Origin of the sequence: Actinoplanes siamensis, assembly GCF_016862395.1 — a bacterium.
In the GTDB taxonomy this organism is placed as follows: Bacteria; Actinomycetota; Actinomycetes; order Mycobacteriales; family Micromonosporaceae; genus Actinoplanes; species Actinoplanes siamensis.
The window spans coordinates 1-17,647 of the sequence record NZ_BOMW01000101.1 but is presented as its reverse complement, the minus strand read 5'-3'; the positions used below and the strand labels follow the sequence as shown (position 1 = coordinate 17,647).

Below are 17,647 nucleotides of genomic sequence, written 5' to 3'. Positions count from 1 at the left end.
ACAGGCGACCAGGTACGGCGTCGTCATGAGGGGGGTCCTTCTCCGGTGCGGCGGCTCCAGTGCTGGCTCTGTGTCCGGCTTTTCTGCCCCGAATGCGAGGCGGGCAACCATCGCATCCGGGCGATAATCGCCCGAGAAGGGCTCCCAAACCGGGACGGAATGTGCGACGGCACCCCGCCACGTCCCCCGATCGGGGACGGACGGGGTGCCTGGTGGTGGGACGGTTACTGCCGCGCTCCCGGCGGATGCCGTCTCGACCCGGCCATGCCGCGTGCGCTCCCCGCGACCGGCTTCCCCAGACGGCTCAGCGGCGTGGCCGGAACTCGCGGGCCAGCACGTACCGGGCGGTCTCGGCGCCGATCCGGAAGCCCTGGACATCTGCCGAGCGGAAGTGGACGCCACCCCAGATCCGGGCCTCCACCACCTCGGCCAGCGCCGCCGAGAAGCTCGGGAAGGAGCGGGTGGTGCCGGAGTCGGCGCTGTACGCGCTCATCGGGATGTCGTCGCGGCCGAAGAACCGCTGCCAGGTGAGCGCGATCGCCGAGAACGAGCAGGTGTGGCCGGACGTGTAGTCCGGAAACGGCGGCGTGACCAGCAGCGGCGTCCAGCCCGGATCCGCGGTGGTCGCCGGGTTGCCGTCGTCGCCGGCCTCCCGCACCGCGGTGACCGGCCGCCAGAAGTTCCAGTGCTTCTTCTCGTTGTAGCAGGCGATCAGCGCGTCGGCGTTGACGATGTCGACCATCGCGAACATCCGTGCGGTCTGCAGCGTGCTCAGGCGCCGCGTCTCGGCGAGCTGCCGCTTCATGGCCCACTCGGTGAGCCGGCGATCGTGCCACCAGATGGCGGACTGCGTCTGGTCCGCCGTGCGGACCGTGCTGGTGGCGCCGCCGATCGCCTGCACCTCGTTGACGTCCCGGGCGTATGCGGCACTGGTCAGCGCCGGCGGCCCGGAGGTGCGGAACATCGCCGGGCCGGGCACGGCGAACGGCCGCAGATCGGCGAACCAGGCGCCGTCCTGCGTGTTCGTCGGCGGGGTCGGCCGCCACTGCCCCGGCACGCTGCTGACGTTCCAGGTGTCGGCGTCGAACGCGCCGTCACCGGCGCGCGCCGCGATCATCGCGCCGGCGGCCTGCCGGCCCACCGCGACACCACCGGTCTCGGCGGGCCCGTCGGGGATCTCGGCGAGGGCGGCGTCGTACTGCTCCCGGATGGTCGCCGCCTGCTCCGGGAAGAGCGAGAGCAGGACCCCGGAGGCGGCCGCGGCCACGGCGGCGTCCGCCGAGGACCCGCGGCGCGCCCGGGGCGCGATCAGATACGGCTGGTACGGCACGCCGGCCACCGCGTTCACCGCGTCGTAGACGGCGCCCTGCACCATCGCGAAGCTGCGCGCCGCGGTGGCCGGCGACTGCCGGGCCACCTCGTAGATCTCGTTCTGCCTCCCCCCACCCTGCGACCCCTGCACCGTCCACACAAGAGTCGATCAGTGCTCACTCACCCCGACGTCCGCCTCGTCCTCGTCTCCGCCCGGGGCGTACGGATCCGTCGGGGTTGCCTGACCCGCGACTACATCAATAGATTGCTGTCCATGCGGAACGCCGACGAGGCCGAGGAGTGGCTGGATTCCTGGGTGTCCGGGGCCGACGCGCGGGCCGCCCGCACCGTGGAGCTGTCCCGCCGGGTCGCCGCGCTGACCGGATCGGCACGCAGCCGGGACGGGTCCATCGCCGTCACGGTCGGATCCGCCGGCCAGCTCGCCTCCCTCGACATCGACGACCAGGCGCTGCGCACGACCGGCCGGGAGCTGAGCCGGCAGATCACCGCCCTGGTCCGGCAGGCGCAGGCGCAACTGACGGCACAGGTCACCGAGCAGGTGCGCCGGACCGTCGGGCTGGACACCGAGACCGGGCAAGCGGTGATCCACTCGTTCGCGACGCGCTTCCCGGTCCCGCCCGACGAGCAGCGGCACGACAGCCGTGCCTGGTGAGCCGCTCCGGTTCCCGGCCGGCGAGGTGCGGCGGCACGCCGAGAGCACGGACGCGGTGGCCGAGGCCATCGAACAGGCCCGGGCGGCGGTACGCGAGGTCGCCATGGACACCCAGGCGTACGGCGAACTGTGCCAGTTCCTGCCCGGCCTGCTGAGCCCGATCTTCGCCTCGGCCGCCGGCGCACTCGCCGAGACCGCCGAGTCGCTGCGGGAGACCGCCCACCACCTGCGCACCGCGGTCACCGGCATCACCGGCGCCGACACCACGGCCGCCGAGACCATCCGCGATCTCAGCGCACCCGGATGACCGGCAACCCGCTGGTGGCCCGGAGCACCGACTCGACCACCGGATACACCGGCCTCGGCCTGATCGAAGACGCCGCCGACATCACCAACGGCATCCGCAACCACAGCTGGATCGACCCCACCCTCGGCAGCCTCGGCGCCGGCCTCGACACGCTCTCCGTGACCATCGACCCCCTCGGAACCCTGGCCTCCTGGGGCGCCGCCTGGCTGATGGAACACGTCGAACCACTCCGACAACCCCTGGACCGGCTCGCCGGCAACGCCGACCAGATCGCCGCGCACGCCACCACCTGGGCCAACGTCGCCGCGTTCACCGAACAGGCCCACCAGCAGTACACCGACCGCCTCCACACCGAGGTCAACGACTGGTTCGGCGCCTCCGGCGACGCCTACCACCGGCACGCCGACGCACATTTGCACGTCATGGCCACCCTCAGCACGGCGGCACACGGAATCTCCTACGCCGTCGAAGGTGCCGGCCTGCTCGTCGCGCTGGTCCGCGGCATCGTCCGCGACCTCATCGCCGAATTCATCGGCACCCTCGCCGCCCGCCTGCCCCAATGGCTCGCCGAAGAAGGACTCACCCTCGGTCTGGCCACCCCCGCCGTCGCCGGCCAGGTCGCCACCCTCGTCGCCACCTGGGTTAACAAAATCCAGCACTTCATCCGAGCCCTGCTCGACAGCCTGCGCCGACTACACCCCAAACTCGACCAACTCGCCGACATCTTCACCAGACTCCGCACCCAAACCCACACCCTCGCCCGCACCAACCCCACCAACCCGGCCACCAGCGAGTTCCGCCCCGACTTCCCCCGCGGCGCCGACTTCATCGACAACGGCGACGGCATCTCCGAACGAGCCGCCCAGGCATACCGGCGCATCCGCAACAGCCCACAGGACACACCCACAGTCGCCGCCAACACCGGCATCGACCCCCGCATCATCGAAGGCATGCGCCAGAACCTGTTCGTGCAACAACACGACGTCCCGCTGGGCCCCAACCGCGTCGAACGCGGCTACTTCACCCCCGAAGAAACTATCGCCGACCTCTGGGACAGCGCCGCTCAAGGCACGCTGAGTCCTGCGAGGGTTGCGGAATTCCGGAACCTGGCGGCCCATGAATATGTCGAGAACAAGCTCATGGAGGCAGGGCTGCCGTACCGATCCGCGCATCCTGCCGCCTTCGACGCCGACGGGGATCGCATAGTCCATCGGGATCATCCAGGCGCTCACGACCTGGCACCGCATCAATACAAGCCCCGTGCACCGCTGGAACATTGGCGCATGTTCGACCTCGACGGCTCCGGACTGCGCTTCGCAGATGACCTTTCGAACCTCGACGAAGTCGTCGACGCTGCTCTGCGAGGATTGCGACGATGACACCCGACGAAGCCGTACGCGGCATGGCCGCCCGCCTTGCCACCATCAACTGGGAGCGTCGCGGCGACAAGACCTGGTCCAAGGTTGTTCTGCTGAAGGAGTACTTCCGCCGTGCGGCACAGTGGGCGGCCGCATACGACTGCGATTCCCGCGTCCCGTTCTTCGACATCGCCCGATGCGTCGACGCCTCCGTCGAGGTGCCGGAAGGTGTGCTCGATGGCCTTCTCGCGACGGTCGAGGCCAACGGCGGAGGACGAAACGTCACCCAGGTGATCCCGTTCATCCTGCGGTGGAGCGCCCTGCAGGCAGCATCCCGCACCCAGGCGCCGCCCTACTTGGAAGACCCGTTCGAGCCGCTGATCCTGTTGTTCGAGCGCGGTGGCGGCTTCCACACCGAGCACGGCGAGGTCGACCTGGAGTGGAAGTCAGTCCGCATGGCGGGGTGGCGCAATCGCGCCGACGACCCACCACTGCCCAGCTTCGACCCGGCTTACCTGGACGAGATCGACCGGGCCGGCTCGACCGCCCAATTCGGCTACGGCATCGAGCCCCTGTAACCGCGGACCTGGATCAGTCCAGCCGGGCACGATCGAAATAGTGATCAGGCTCGGCTTGCGGGCATGCCGCTTCCCGCGGCCGGGTCATCATCAGACTGGATGATATCGTGATATCATCCTCTTTCGGAGGTGCGCCATGCCCAACATCCTCATCCGGGACCTGAGCCAGCAAGCCGTCGACCGCATCGATGCCGCCGCCGCGAACCTCGGCCTGTCACGCAACGAGTATCTGCGCCGCAAATTCGAGGAAGGCGGCAGTCCCACCGGGGAGCAAGCGGTCACCGCGGAGGACTGGCAGCGCTCCGCCGAGGTCTTCGCGGACCTCGCGGACCCATCGGTGATGGAGCAAGCGTGGCGGTGACGAACTGGCTGATCGACAAGTCAGCATACGTTCGACTCCAACTGGGGCAAGCAACCAACCGTGACGAGTGGAGCGCCCGGATCAGCCGCGGACTGGTCCGGGTGTCCACGATCACCCGGCTCGAACTCGGGTTCTCGGCACGCTCCGGAGAGGCCGGACGCCGGGAGTTCGCGTCCCCGCCGCTGTCCCTCATGCCGATCGAGTACCTCACTCCGGCCATCGAGGACCGGGCTTCGGAGGTGCAGATGCTCCTGGCCGACCAGGGCCGGCACCGCGCGCCCTCGATTCCCGATCTTCTGATCGCGGCCACGGCCGAGAAGGCAGGGCTCACCGTCCTCGCCGTGGACAAGGACTTCGAGCTCATCGCCTCGATCACCGGTCAGCCCGTCGAAGTCCTCGGCACGCGGGCCTGACCATTACGCCGGACTCCCACCGGACTTCGGCAGGGTATGACCGGTACGAGAGCGCGACCCTCCATCCGAGGCGGCCACCAAGCGAAACGACTCCGCTGTCCGCCGGTCAGGGCATACGAATCTCATGGAGGAACCGTGACCATTCCCGTGCCACCGAAGCTGCCCGTGCCTCCGGTTCGCGAGATGAGTGCCACCGACCTGGCGGACCTGATCCGTTCCGGTGGGCCGTACCGGGGAAAGGCTGTCTTCGAACTCGCCGACAGAGCCGCGACCGACGACGCCGCGGCAAATCTTCTAGGGGAACTGACACACCTTCCGATGCTTCGCGACGACCGTATTCATGCGATCTCTCTCGCCTGGGCGGCGATCGTCTCGCTACTGGCCGCGCGTACGCCGCATGCGCGGCAGGTGGCATACCGCTCGTTCGCGGCCCTGCCCGGATCCGAGCAGGAGGGGCTGCTCGCCTATCTGCGATGCAGTCGCATAGAGGACGCACAACCGTAGAAGCAGACGGCCAGCGGCGCCGCCACGGGAGCGCATCGAAGCGCATGGCGGGGTGGCGCAATCGCGCCGACGACCCACCACTGCCCAGCTTCGACCCGGCTTATCTGGACGAGATCGACCGGGCCGGCTCGACCGCCCAATTCGGCTACGTCATCGAGCCCCTGTAACCGCGGACCTCCGGGCTACCACCGGCGGCCAGGAACATCTGCACAAAAGAGGCCACGAGGACCCTACGACTCCGCTGTCCGTCAGGACGAGGCGACAGGCACCGACAGTCGCCCAGGAGAGCGAGACGACGATGGCCATATCCGGTACGCAGGTGCGCACCTCGGTGCACGTGGCGGCCAGAAGCTACGTGTACATCGCTAACGAGATCAATCGCATCTTCCTCGAGTCGATCCAGAGCGCCGGGCTCGATCCCACCGCCTACGTGCAGATCCAGCAGACGATCGAGAACGGGCTGCGCACCTGGATCACGATGCAGTACCTGGAGACCGCGCACCTGGAGATCGTCGAGCGGGGCACGCAGCTCGTGCGCAGCCGGATCGATCTCGGGCTCAGCTACGTCAGCAACCCCAGCGACGACCGCTACTCGACAGACATCGACCGGGTCCGCCGGGCGCTGGCCGGCACCCCGCGGATGGCCGGCTGCGAGTACCGCGTGGTGGTGACCCTCAAGGACGGCGCGCCGGACGTCAGCGGCTGGGGTCCCACGTCTCTGGGCAGCGTCGACCACCTGCGGCGGCAGGACGTCGGCGAGGTCGTCAACACCGGCGGCGGCACGCTCCAGATGTTCCAGTACCTGTGAGGAGAACGAGCGACATGCAGATCAACTACCAGGTCGGCGGCGCCACGCACACGTACGATCCCGGGGCGTCGGAGAACCTCGGCGAGATCACCCACCGGGTCGAGGAGCATCTCCGGCAGAGCCATCCCGAGCTGGCCGGCCGTGGGCACCTGGCCGAGAAGATCACCGACGGTCTGCTGAACGCGCTGGCCGGCGACGGCACCGACGTCGAGCTCGGAGAGCTGTCCTGATGGCGGAGGGACCGGCACTCTACGACCTGCACCGGTTCGCGGGGCGGCCCGACGATCGTTCGCAGTTCGCCGCGGACTGGAACGCGATAGTGACGGCGGCCGGGCTGAAGGACACCCTGCTGCGATTCGTCGACACGCTGCACCGGCTCAGCGGCGTACCCCCGCAGTCTCTCGGGTTGCGGCGGGCGGTCCTGCTGTTCGGCCCGCCCGGTTGCGGCAAGACCAGCCTCGCCCGGGGCCTGCCGTACGCCTGGCAGCGGGCCGATCCGCAGCGGCAGGCCGGCTTCCTGCACGTCAACACGCACGCGCTGTTCAGCGGGATGCGCGGCGGCGGGCAGAAGCTGATCCTGCAGCTGTTCCAGGAGATCGGCGAGCAGGCCTCCACCGGCATTCCCCTGTTCGTGCTGGTCGACGAGGTGGAGACGCTCGGCTCGAACCGGGGCGGCATCAGCCTGGAGACGAACCCGCTGGACGCGATGTATCAGGTGACCGCGTTCCTCGAATCGCTCGACATGAGCGTCCGGGACAGCCCCGACGTCACGTTCCTCTTCACCACGAACATTCCGAGAGCAATCGACCGCGCGGTACGCGAACGCGTCGACTTCTCGCTCGAGGTGCCGCCACCCGGCCCCGCCGAGCGGGAGGAGATCATGCAGGCCGCGCTCACCGCGCTCGCAGCCGCGTACGACGTGGGTTCGGTCCGCGCCGCCGCGAAGAACCAGGTCCGCGACTGGCGATGGCTGATCCAGTCGTCGGACGGCATGTCCGGCCGCGCCATCCGGCACGTGTTCGTGCTGGCCGCGACACTGGCCGTCAATTCCGCGGAACTCACGATCGATCATGTCGCCGAGGCCCTGGCCGCGGTCACGGCGACGGAGGCCGGCCTGCAGCACGCCGGCGGCATGTACCTGGAAAGCTTCCAAGGAAGGTGACCCGACAGTGAAGGCAGAGCGTTCCATCACCGCGGCCCGCCACTCGGCCGGCCGGACCATCGACAAACTGTCCGAGTTCGCCGCCGCCGTGCTGACCGCCCGCCACTATCCGCACGCCGACCAGGTGGGCGCCCAGCTGCGGGCGCTGGCCCCGCTGTTCAACCTGCTGCTGGCCAAGCGCACGGTCGGCTCCCCGGCGCTGGTCGTGCGTTCCGGCGACATGCGGATCGGCCTGCGGGTCGAGTACGACATGAACGCCGAGGAGAACCTGTCCGTCCCCTCGATGGACCTGCTCGACGAGCTGCCGGCGGATGCCGAGGTGGAGGTGTCGGTGCTGGCCACCGAGGAGGTCGCGGCGCCCCTGGCCGAACTGGTGAGCAAGGTCGACGGGAAGCCGGCTCTGGTCACGCTGACGGTCGCGGCGCCCGAAGAGGCCGAGCCGTCGAAGCCCGGCACCGACGTCCCGCCGGAGCCGGCCGAGGCGCGAGAGGAGGAGCCCCCGCCGGAGGACACGGTCCCGACGCCGGCCGAGGACGCGACGCGACCGGAGGGGTAGCACGCCGGGGCGGCCGTCGAGCCGCCCCGCTCCGTGCGCTGGTCGTACACTCGCCGGCCGGCGCACTGTCCGGATCCGCGGCGGCCACGGCAATGCGGGCGCACCCTGAAGTCGGGCGTCCTTGTCGGAGAGGCCGACCCCCCACTGGCCGTGGAAATCCGGAAGGTACGGCCGGCACCGCGCCCCCGGCCAACCACCGCCAGCTTGTCCACCAACACACCGCCCGCGAGAGAGATCTGCGCCGTCAGCCTGTGGGGCGTCTGCCCGGCGTAAGCGACGAACCTCCTCGACGACGGCCCTCGGGCCAGTCATTGGCGGACCAGCACAGCGCCTTCCTGAATCACGCTCGCGACATCCGAATCGACGGCGCAGTTGTGCGCGGTCAGCTTCGAAGGATGCCAGCGCCTGGTCGAAGCCGCCATCCTCGGTCTCCCGGTCATGGAGCGGCTGACTCTCGACGAAGATCGAGATACTCGAATGTCAGAAGTGTGCCATCCTCGTCGCGCCCTCGAGGATAGTGGCAGAACTTTGACATCAACCTTCCATGAGCTCTCGCCTGCTTGCAGGGCCCACGCGCTTCGACCGAAGCGATTGCTACAGAGCTGGAACAGTCAAGAAATGTCAGGGTAATGACTCACAGTCAATCTGCTCTCACCTGCAGCAGCCGGCTGAACCTACCGGCCGCACGGGGCGGGGAGCTCGGGACGCCGGCGGCTCGCCCTGGACATCTACATCCGCGCGATCCGCCCGTGCCGCGACCCGGCGTCACGCCCTTCACCGGGAACGGAGTTCTCATATATGTCCACCACCAGCAAGCGGCTGCGCACGCTTACGGCTATGGGCGCCGTCGGGACGACCGTGCTCGTGCTCGCCGGCTGTGGCGCCCGAGCCGGCGACGAAACGGCCGGCAGCAGGACGTCCGCGGCGCCCAGCTGCGTCGACACCTCCGGCGACACCATCAAGCTCGGCTTCCTCAACTCCCTTACCGGCGGCATGGCGATCTCCGAGAAGACCGTCTCCAACGTGCTGCACATGGGAGCCGACGAGATCAACGCCGCCGGCGGCATCCTCGGCAAGAAGATCGCGTACGTCCAGGAGGACGGCGCTACCGACTGGCCCACCTTCGCGGAGAAGACCGAGAAACTGCTCACCCAGGACTGCGTCGCCGCGATCTTCGGCGGCTGGACCTCGTCCTCCCGCAAGGCCGTGAAACCGGTCGTCGAGAAGCACAACGGCCTCTTCTTCTACCCGGTGCAGTACGAGGGCCTCGAGTCGTCGCCGAACATCTACTACACCGGGGCGACCACCAATCAGCAGATCATCCCGGCGATGGACTTCCTCGCCTCCCGGGGGGTGAAGAAGCTGTTCCTCGCCGGCAGCGACTACGTCTTCCCGCGAACCGCGAACGCGATCATCAAGCTGTACGCGGCCAAGCTGGGCATCGAGATCGTCGGGGAGGAGTACGTACCCCTCGACAAGGACGATTGGACCAGCCAGGTGGCGAAGATCGTGGCGGCCAAGCCCGACTTCATCTTCAACACCATCAACGGCTCGTCGAACGTCGGCTTCATCAAGGCGTACTACGACGCCGGCCTCACCGCCGGGACGACGCCGATCATCTCGGTGTCGATCGCCGAGGAGGAGGCGCCGGCAATGGGCCACGAGGTCACCGGCCACTACGCGTCCTGGAACTACTTCCAGTCGCTCAAGACCGACACCAATCCGAAGTTCATCGAGAGCTGGAAGGCCTACCCCAACAGCAGCGGTGTCACCTCCGACCCGATGGAGGCGGCCTACATCTCGCTGTACCTGTACAAGGCCCTCGTCGAGGCAGCAGGCTCCTTCGACGTCGACGCGGTGAACGCCGCAGCGAAGAAGAACACCATCACGTTCGACGCGCCGGAGGGCAAGGTCACGCTCGACGGCGACAACCACCACATCTCGAAGCCCGGCCACATCGGCCAGATCAACTCCAACAACCAGTTCGACATCGCCTGGGCCTCCGACAAGTTCATCGAGCCCGACCCGTACCTCGAAAGCTACGACTGGTTCCCGGCCGACATCCGCAAGCAGCTCGTGGACGCGGCGGGCTGATCGTCCGACCCCCACGCGGACGCGGGGTGCGTGTCGCCTGCGACAGGCAACCCCGCCCGCCCGGACTCCGAACCACGAAAGCCCCTCCCCGCCACAGAGAGCGAGAGCACGTGGACGCACTGATAGCACCACTGCTGAACGGCAGCGCACAGGGTGCGCTGCTACTGCTCGCCGCGCTGGGCCTCTCGCTCACCTTCGGCCAGATGGGCGTGATCAATATGGCCCACGGCGAGTTCCTCATGATCGGCGCCTTCACCGCCTACCTCGTCCAGCAGGTCATCGCCTCCAGCGACCTGTCGATCCCGGTCGCGCTGCCGGTCGCGCTCGTCGTCGCGGGCCTGTTCGGCCTCCTGCTGGAGGTCACCGTCATCCAGTGGATGTACCGCCGGCCCCTGGACACCCTGCTCGTCACGGTCGGTGTCAGCCTGATCCTGCGGCAGGCGGCACTGCAGATCTTCCCGTCCCAGGGCGTCCCGGTGGAGAAGCCCGGCTGGCTCGACGGGCAGCTGAACATCCTCGGCTACGAATGGCCGCTTCGGCAGCTGTTCAGCATCCTGCTCGCGGCCGTCTGCGTCGCCGCACTGGCAGCCTGGCTCAAGTACACCTCGTTCGGCCGCCGCATCCGGGCGACAGTGCACAACCGGGACCTCGCCGAGACCTCGGGAATCTCCACACGCACCGTCGACCGCCTCACCTTCTTCGCCGGCTCGGGTCTGGCCGGGGTAGCCGGCGTGGCCGCGTCGCTCATCGGCGGCACGAACTCCCAGATGGGCGTGCAGTACATCATCGCGGCTTTCCTCGTCGTCGCCGCCGGTGGCATCGGCCAGCTCAAGGGCACCATCATCGCCGCGTGGGCGGTGGGAGTCACCCTCTCGTACTTCGCCTACTGGACGACGGGCAGCCTGGCGCAGGTCCTCGCCTTCATCCTCGTGATCGTCTTCCTGCAGCTCCGCCCGCAGGGGCTGGTCACGGTGCGAACCAGGAGTCTGGTATGACCAAGTCGAAGCCATGGATCTCCCTCAGCGGCATCGGCTTGTTCGCCGTCCTGCTCCTCGCGGTCGCTCCCCTCGTGCTCACCGACCACTGGCTCAACAACCTCGGCAAGTACTGCTGCTGGGCCATCGCCGCCGTCGGCATCGGCCTGGCGTGGGGCCGAGGCGGGATGCTCGTGATGGGGCAGGGGGTGTTCTTCGCCCTCGGCGCCTACTCGATGGCCATGCACCTCACGCTGGAGACCGCCGGCGACCGGATCCCGGGGTTCATGGTGCTCTACGACCCGCTCGCGCCGCTTCCGGTGTTCTGGGAGCCGTTCCGCAGCACGGGGTTCACCCTGCTGGCGATTGTGCTGCTCCCGGTGCTGCTGGCCAGCAGCCTCGGCTACGCGCTGTTCAAGCGCCGCGTGAAGGGCGCGTATTTCGCGATCCTGACGCAGGCGCTCGCCGTCGCGCTGGCCACCCTGATCAGCTCCACGATCCGCGAGACCGGGGGCGACACCGGGCTCAGCGACTTCAAGTACTTCTTCGGCTTCGTGCTGAACGACCCGGCGAACAAGCGCATGGTGTATCTCATCGCGGCCGCGCTTCTCATCGTGTGCCTGTTCGCGGTGTGGCAGCTCTACCGCAGCCGCTTCGGTGAGCTCCTGGTCGCCACCCGGGACGCCGAGGAGCGTGTGCGCTTCCTCGGCTACGACCCGGCCAACGTCAAGCTCGTCGCCTTCGTCGTCTCCGCGCTGATGGCAAGCATCGGCGGAGCGATGTTCGTGCCGATCGTCGGCATCATCACTCCGGCCGAGATCGGCGCCGCCGCCTCGATCCTCATGATCGCGGGCGTCGCCTTCGGCGGCCGCGCCTCGCTCTTCGGCCCCGCGCTCGGCGCGATCGCGGTCGGATGGGGGCAGTCGAGCCTCGGCTCCACCTGGCCCGACGGCTGGACCTACATCCTCGGTCTGCTGTTCATCGTCGTGATCCTCTTCCTGCCGAACGGGCTGTCGTCACTGCCGGCCAGATTCACCGCGGCGCGCCGGAGTCCTGACCGACAGCCCGCCCCGGCGATCGTTGCCGCGGAGCTCGAAGAGGCGAGGCCATGACCGACGCTTCGCTCGTTGTCACGGACCTGCACGTCGAGTTCTCGGGCTTCGTCGCGGTCGGCGGCGTCTCCTTCGACGCACACCCCGGCGAGGTCCGGTTCCTCATCGGCCCGAACGGCGCCGGCAAGACCACCTGCATCGACGCCATCACGGGGCTGACCAGGGCCACCGGGTCGGCGAGACTCGGCGGGAAAGAGCTGCTCGGCCGGCCAGTGCACAAGATCGTCCGGCTCGGGGTAGGCCGCACGTTCCAGACCGCGAGCGTCTTCGACGAGCTCACCGTGTTGCAGAACCTCGACATCGCCGCCGGGCGCCACCGTCGTTCGGCCTCGCTGCTGCGGGCCCGGCGGGGCACCGACGGGTCGATCGAGCAGGCGCTGGAGGAGACCGGACTCGCCGGCGAGTTCGCCACGCCGTCCGGCATCCTGTCGCACGGCCAGAAGCAGTGGCTGGAGATCGCGATGCTCCTCGTGCAGGACGCGAAGGTGCTGCTGCTCGACGAGCCCGTCGCCGGCATGAGCCAGGACGAGCGCACCGCGACCGGCGAGCTCCTCCAACGCATCGCGGCGAAGCGGATCGTGCTCGTGGTGGAGCACGACATGGACTTCATGCGCCGCTTCGCCACCCGCGTGACAGTGCTGCACCAGGGCAGGGTGCTCTCGCAGGGCGCGGTGGCCGAGGTACAGGCCGATCCCAAGGTGCAGGAGGTCTACCTCGGCACCGCGGGCGCCGCCACGACGGCCGCCATGTCGGTCGTGCCCGAAGCGGCGGCCGGGACGCACCAGCGGAAGGAGGACTGACATGCTGGAGCTCACCGACATCGAGGCCGGTTACGGGCGTACGCGGGTGCTGCACGGCGTGACGGTGCCGTCCGGCAACGTGGTGGCCGTGCTCGGCCACAACGGTGCCGGCAAATCGACCCTGCTGCGTCTCGCGATCGGCCTCATCAAGCCGTCGAAGGGCCGGGTGGGGTTCGACGGCGAGGACATCACGTCGCTCGCCCCCAACCAGCGCGTTGCTCGCGGCATGGCGTACGTGCCGCAGGGTCAGCAGTCGTTCGGCCAGCTCACGACGCTGGAGAATCTGCAGCTGGTCGCCGACGGGCGCCGGCGCGGCAAGGCCCTCATCGACGCGCAGATGGCTCGCTTCCCCGCGCTGGAGCAGTTCGCCGCCCGGAAGGCGGGCCTGCTCTCCGGCGGGCAGCGCCAGCAGCTCGCGATCGCCCGCGCCCTCATCACCGAGCCGAAGCTGCTCATCCTCGACGAGCCGACCGAGGGCATCCAGCCCACGATCGTCGCCGAGATCGAGCAGACCATCATGCGGCTGGCCGAGGAGGGCATGAATGTGCTGCTCGTCGAGCAGCACATCGGCTTCGCCCTGGAGGCCGCCGAGCGCTACGTCGTGCTCGCCTCGGGCCACGTCACACAGACCGGAGAGGGTGGCAAGGCGGCCACCTCCACGGTGCGAGCCGCCATGGCGATCTGAGCCGGCATGACCCACGCCCGCAATGCCGTCGTAACACCGGACAGCGACGATGCCCCCACGCAAGGTGCCTTAGGGGATGTCACTGTGTCGACGGACAACGCGCGCGCGGCCGCAGAGGACAGCTTGGAGGACTACGCCTTCCGCTACGTGCCGCGCACCTTCCGGCGCTGGAGCGCGACCTCCGTCGGAGCGACCGCCCTCGGGTCCATCGCGTTCCTCGCCGACTTCTCGATCGGCGCGAGCATCGGCATCGACCACGGCACCGCCAACGCCGTGCTCGGCATCGTGTTCGCGTCGGTCGTCATCGTCATCGTCGGCGTGCCCGTCGCCTACTACGCCGCCCGCTACAACCTGGACCTCGATCTCATCGCCCGTGGCTCGGGATTCGGCTACTACGGCTCCATCGTCACGACCGTGGTCTTCGCGGGCTTCACCTGCATCTTCTTCGCGCTGGAGGGCGCCATCATGGCGCAGGGTCTCCAGGTGGCGACGGGGATGCCGCTGTGGCTCGGCTATCTCGTGTCGACAGTCGTCGTGATCCCGATCGTCATCTACGGCATGCGTGCGCTGGAGCGCCTGCAGTTCTGGACCACGCCCCTGTGGCTCGCCCTCGCCCTGCTGCCGTTGCTATGGATCCTCGTCACCGACCCCGAGGTGGTGCGCGCCTTCACGTCGTTCACCGGCAATTCCGACGGCTCGATCAGCTTCGGCGCCGTGGTCTCGGGTGCGGCCGTGTGCTTCGCCCTCACCCCGCAGCTGGCGGAGCAGATCGACTACCTCCGCGCCATGCCGCCGCGCACGCCGTCGAACGCCCGCTCGTGGTGGACGTCGTTCGCGTTCGCCGGCCCGGGATGGGTCGTCTTCAGCGGCACCAAGCAGGCGATCGGGGTGTTTCTCGCCGTCTACCTCCTCGTAGCGGTCGAACCCACTCTCGGGCGCCAGGCGACCGAACCGGTCAAGCAATTCGTCGTGATGTACCAGACCCTCCTCCCCGACTGGCTCGCGATCGTTCTCGCCCTGCTGCTCATCGTGGTCGCACAGGTGAAGATCAACGTGACGAACGCGTACTCGGGCTCGCTCGCGTGGTCGAACGTCTTCACCCGGGTGGCGAAGCACTACACCGGCCGCACGATCTTCGTGCTGTTCAACCTCGTGATCGCATACGTGCTCATGATGCTGGACGTCTTCACCTTCATCTCCTCCGTGCTGGGCCTCTACGCGAACGTCGTCATGGCATGGCTCGTGACGATCGCCACCGACATCGCGATCAACAAGCGGGTGCTGCGCATCTCGCCGCGCTTCCCCGAGTTCCGCCGCGGCATGCTGCACGACTGGAACCCGGTCGGGCTCGTGTCGGTAGGGCTCGCCTCGGTGCTGTCGCTGCTCGCGTTCGCCGGTATGTTCGGCACCGCCGTCAAGCCGTTCTCGGTGCTCATCGCGATCGGCGTCGCGGTCGTGGCCACGCCGGCCATGGCCCTCGCCACGCGAGGGCGCTACTACCTGCGCCGCCGCTCCGACGGCATCGACTCCCCCCGGTTCGACGACAACGGCAACCCCTCGGGCGAGCGGCTCCGCTGCCATGTCACCGGCTACACGTTCGAACGGCCGGATATGCTGGCCTCGGCCGAGAGAGGACCGCACGGCGAAGTGCAGTACGTCTCGTCGCTGGCGCTCACGCTCGACGATTCCGATCACTACGTGCTCCCGCCGGAAGTCACCGGGCCCCCGCACCGGGCGGCCGCCCGAAAGAGGGAGACGTGATGGAGGAGCCGGTCGACACCGCGACCGCGATTCTCGCGAGCGCGGCGGTGCTGCTGCGCGAGCGCGCGTTCGACGACATCTCCTATCGCGCCCTCGCCGACGAGGTCGGCATCTCGGAGCGCACGATCTACCGCCAGTACCCCACGCGCGCGCACCTGCTCGCCGCACTCTCGAACTGGATCGAGCAGACCTGTTTTCCGCTGCCGCCGTTCGTGACCGTGTCCGATTTCTGCACAGCCGTGCATGAGCGCTTCCGCGCCTTCGACGCGTCGCCCGCGTACGCGTACGTCGGCGCGCGGGCGTCCGCGATCTCGCCGACGCTCGACACCGAGCCGGCCTACATCACGCGTGCGATCGAGGCGATGCTCGACGTGGCGGCGCCGACGCTCAACCGACGGGATCGGCGGCGGGTCGCGGCATCCCTGCGCCACTTCTCGTCGGCGATGTTCTGGGCTCGACTGCGCACGGGCTTCGACCTGGATGCCGGCGAGATCTGCGACGCGTTCGACCGGGCGGTGGGCCCCGTGCTCGCGAGGCTGCCCGACGCGACGTGGGCGAAGCCGTGACCGGGTCGGCGGCAGTCCCGGCGCTGACCGGCACGCAACAGGCGATCCTCGCCGCCTACACCGAACTGATCGAGGAGCTCGGCAGCGACGACGTATCGAACCGGGTCATCGCGCGCCGGGCCGGCATCGCCGAGCGCACGGTGTTCCGCAACTATCCCACGCGCGTCGACCTGCTGCTGGCGACCGCAGCGTGGATAGAGGCGACGCTGTTCGCCCGCGAGGAGTCGCACTCGATCTTCGACATCCCCCTCGCGATCCGAGACGCGATGCAGCGGTACGACGCGCGGCCGGAGCTCGCACACGTCGTCGCCGAGACGGCGATGCGCGGCGCGAACGGCGCGGCGCCGTCGCCGGGCCGGGCGCAGCTCGAGCGACTGCTGGATGCCGAGGTGCCATCCCTCGACGCGGCGCAGCGCAGGGCGGTCATCGCGGCGCTGTCGCACCTCGACTCCGTCGGGACCTGGGTGACGTTTCGCCGCGAGTTCGGTATGGACCGGCGAGACATCGCCGACGCCGCCGCGTGGGCGGCGGAGGCGGTGCTCGACAGCATCCGCGACCGCGTCGCCCCGTAGCGGGACGCACAAGCCCAGCTCGCGGAGGTGTTCCGCCGAGCGAGCCGGCCCTGGCACAGCACCCTGGAAATCCAGGCGAGCGATATCATCGGCGCTCTCGACGACTTCGACCGGCACTCCCGAAATCAACGCCGGCCATTTCGGCACAGCGCTGAACGGTGTCCACGGTTCGCGGCAAACCGACATTCTGGCCGCCAGTGAGTCGGCCGTGATCAGTTCGCCCGCACTCTGCCGATGGCGGCGCGGCCGAAGTCGTTGACGATCGTGTAGTCGCCGGCACCCACCACCGGATCGGTCACGAGAACAACTACCACATATCGTCCCACCGCAGCGACGAGATAGGCGGCCCACCGGTCGCCTTCGTCGTACTGCCGGATGAACAGCACCGTGTTCGGTCCGGCGGTATCTTCGGCGATGCCGCGAAAGCCCGTGTCGTCGCCGCCGGCCCGGCACCGGGCCAGCTGGTCCTTCAGCGCGGCCAGGTAGGCCCGGGCGCCACCAGGCCGGTAACGGCCCACATTTTCGTACACTCGGTGCCGCGGATCGTAGTCTGCCGCCAGACTCCGCTGTGCGATCGGCTGCGGCACCGGTGCATCCGCGCATGGCTGCGGCAGCAACGGGTGGATCAGATCGGGCTCGACCGGACCAGGCTGCGCCCCACCAAGATCCGCCGACTGCAACATCACGGCCTCGGGTACGGGACGAGGCGCGGCCTGGGCTGGGGAAACGGCCACCGCTGCGCCGAGCAACCCGGCAACGAGAGTCGAAACGTATCGATTCATGGCTGTATTATGTCAATGCCGCGCAAAGGGAGCGTCAGAGACGACGTAGAGTCCGGCGCCGCCTGTTGGCTCCTGACAACGCACTGCCGTGGGGATCGCGAAGGCGCACTCTTCTGCCACGATTCGCGCACGCCGTCCCCTCGCCATCCGGCTGAGGTTGCCTACACCCGTGGCCGGGATGGTTCACTCTGGTCCGATTTGTCCATACTGGCACGGGGCGTCCGGCAGTCGCGCACGGCGCGACGTGCCGATCGGCCAGTGTCACGGTGG

At 68.7% G+C, this 17,647-nt stretch carries 22 protein-coding genes; 20 read left to right on the top strand and 2 right to left on the bottom strand.

Annotated features, from left to right (window positions below; translation table 11 throughout):
- Positions 1-304: 304 nt before the first annotated feature.
- A complete protein-coding gene (locus tag Asi03nite_RS36380; protein ID WP_239103189.1) occupies positions 305-1,462 on the bottom strand; it encodes a vanadium-dependent haloperoxidase in 1,158 nt (385 codons plus the stop codon).
- Between the two features lie 123 nt (positions 1,463-1,585).
- Here Asi03nite_RS36380 and Asi03nite_RS36375 point away from each other — a divergent pair, with 123 nt between their 5' ends.
- From Asi03nite_RS36375 to Asi03nite_RS36285, 20 genes are all read left to right on the top strand, one after another.
- On the top strand, positions 1,586-1,984 hold the full coding sequence (locus tag Asi03nite_RS36375; RefSeq protein WP_203685064.1) for a YbaB/EbfC family nucleoid-associated protein: 399 nt from the start codon (positions 1,586-1,588) through the stop codon (positions 1,982-1,984).
- Positions 1,974-2,291: a type VII secretion target gene (locus Asi03nite_RS36370; protein ID WP_203685063.1), complete on the top strand. Its 318-nt coding sequence runs from the start codon at positions 1,974-1,976 to the stop codon at positions 2,289-2,291. The genes Asi03nite_RS36375 and Asi03nite_RS36370 overlap by 11 nt, the downstream gene beginning before the upstream one ends.
- Entirely contained in the window at positions 2,288-3,670 is a 1,383-nt protein-coding gene (locus tag Asi03nite_RS36365; RefSeq protein WP_203685062.1) for a hypothetical protein, read from the top strand. Before Asi03nite_RS36370 ends, Asi03nite_RS36365 begins: the two co-directional genes overlap by 4 nt.
- On the top strand, positions 3,667-4,227 hold the full coding sequence (locus Asi03nite_RS36360; RefSeq protein ID WP_203685061.1) for a hypothetical protein: 561 nt from the start codon (positions 3,667-3,669) through the stop codon (positions 4,225-4,227). Before Asi03nite_RS36365 ends, Asi03nite_RS36360 begins: the two co-directional genes overlap by 4 nt.
- 136 nt (positions 4,228-4,363) lie before the next feature.
- Positions 4,364-4,588 carry a type II toxin-antitoxin system VapB family antitoxin gene (vapB, locus tag Asi03nite_RS36355; protein ID WP_203685060.1) on the top strand — a complete coding sequence of 75 codons (225 nt, stop codon included), beginning with the start codon at positions 4,364-4,366 and terminating at the stop codon, positions 4,586-4,588.
- On the top strand, positions 4,579-5,001 hold the full coding sequence (locus Asi03nite_RS36350) for a PIN domain nuclease (protein ID WP_203685059.1): 423 nt from the start codon (positions 4,579-4,581) through the stop codon (positions 4,999-5,001). Before vapB ends, Asi03nite_RS36350 begins: the two co-directional genes overlap by 10 nt.
- A gap of 135 nt (positions 5,002-5,136) precedes the next feature.
- Positions 5,137-5,505 carry a hypothetical protein gene (locus Asi03nite_RS36345; RefSeq protein WP_239103188.1) on the top strand — a complete coding sequence of 123 codons (369 nt, stop codon included), beginning with the start codon at positions 5,137-5,139 and terminating at the stop codon, positions 5,503-5,505.
- Between the two features lie 44 nt (positions 5,506-5,549).
- Positions 5,550-5,672, top strand: coding sequence for a hypothetical protein (locus Asi03nite_RS38730; protein WP_275409530.1), 123 nt, complete (start codon positions 5,550-5,552; stop codon positions 5,670-5,672).
- Between the two features lie 131 nt (positions 5,673-5,803).
- Entirely contained in the window at positions 5,804-6,313 is a 510-nt protein-coding gene (locus tag Asi03nite_RS36340) for a hypothetical protein (RefSeq protein ID WP_203685058.1), read from the top strand.
- A 14-nt stretch (positions 6,314-6,327) separates the two neighbouring features.
- Positions 6,328-6,543 carry a hypothetical protein gene (locus Asi03nite_RS36335; RefSeq protein ID WP_203685057.1) on the top strand — a complete coding sequence of 72 codons (216 nt, stop codon included), beginning with the start codon at positions 6,328-6,330 and terminating at the stop codon, positions 6,541-6,543.
- Complete coding sequence (locus tag Asi03nite_RS36330) at positions 6,543-7,475, top strand: AAA family ATPase (protein WP_203685056.1); 933 nt, start codon at positions 6,543-6,545, stop codon at positions 7,473-7,475. The genes Asi03nite_RS36335 and Asi03nite_RS36330 overlap by 1 nt, the downstream gene beginning before the upstream one ends.
- Before the next feature lie 7 nt (positions 7,476-7,482).
- The gene (locus Asi03nite_RS36325; RefSeq protein ID WP_203685055.1) at positions 7,483-8,031 is read left to right on the top strand and encodes a hypothetical protein; all 549 of its coding nucleotides are present in this window, start codon (positions 7,483-7,485) and stop codon (positions 8,029-8,031) included.
- Between the two features lie 798 nt (positions 8,032-8,829).
- A complete protein-coding gene (gene urtA / locus Asi03nite_RS36320) occupies positions 8,830-10,125 on the top strand; it encodes an urea ABC transporter substrate-binding protein (RefSeq protein WP_239103187.1) in 1,296 nt (431 codons plus the stop codon).
- A 110-nt stretch (positions 10,126-10,235) separates the two neighbouring features.
- Positions 10,236-11,120 (top strand): urea ABC transporter permease subunit UrtB, encoded by an 885-nt coding sequence (urtB, locus tag Asi03nite_RS36315; protein ID WP_203685054.1) that lies wholly within the window; start codon positions 10,236-10,238, stop codon positions 11,118-11,120.
- Entirely contained in the window at positions 11,117-12,211 is a 1,095-nt protein-coding gene (gene urtC, locus Asi03nite_RS36310; protein ID WP_203685053.1) for an urea ABC transporter permease subunit UrtC, read from the top strand. The genes urtB and urtC overlap by 4 nt, the downstream gene beginning before the upstream one ends.
- Positions 12,208-13,011, top strand: coding sequence for an urea ABC transporter ATP-binding protein UrtD (urtD, locus tag Asi03nite_RS36305; protein ID WP_203685052.1), 804 nt, complete (start codon positions 12,208-12,210; stop codon positions 13,009-13,011). Before urtC ends, urtD begins: the two co-directional genes overlap by 4 nt.
- 1 nt (position 13,012) lies before the next feature.
- Positions 13,013-13,696 (top strand): ATP-binding cassette domain-containing protein, encoded by a 684-nt coding sequence (locus tag Asi03nite_RS36300; protein WP_203685051.1) that lies wholly within the window; start codon positions 13,013-13,015, stop codon positions 13,694-13,696.
- Positions 13,697-13,780: 84 nt separating this feature from the next.
- Positions 13,781-15,457 carry a purine-cytosine permease family protein gene (locus tag Asi03nite_RS36295; RefSeq protein ID WP_203685050.1) on the top strand — a complete coding sequence of 559 codons (1,677 nt, stop codon included), beginning with the start codon at positions 13,781-13,783 and terminating at the stop codon, positions 15,455-15,457.
- A complete protein-coding gene (locus tag Asi03nite_RS36290; protein WP_203685049.1) occupies positions 15,457-16,023 on the top strand; it encodes a TetR/AcrR family transcriptional regulator in 567 nt (188 codons plus the stop codon). Before Asi03nite_RS36295 ends, Asi03nite_RS36290 begins: the two co-directional genes overlap by 1 nt.
- Positions 16,008-16,595 (top strand): TetR/AcrR family transcriptional regulator, encoded by a 588-nt coding sequence (locus tag Asi03nite_RS36285; protein ID WP_203685048.1) that lies wholly within the window; start codon positions 16,008-16,010, stop codon positions 16,593-16,595. Before Asi03nite_RS36290 ends, Asi03nite_RS36285 begins: the two co-directional genes overlap by 16 nt.
- A 212-nt stretch (positions 16,596-16,807) precedes the next feature.
- Here the strand turns inward: Asi03nite_RS36285 and Asi03nite_RS36280 are convergent, their stop codons facing one another.
- On the bottom strand, positions 16,808-17,377 hold the full coding sequence (locus tag Asi03nite_RS36280) for a hypothetical protein (protein ID WP_203685047.1): 570 nt from the start codon (positions 17,375-17,377) through the stop codon (positions 16,808-16,810).
- Positions 17,378-17,647: the final 270 nt, after the last annotated feature.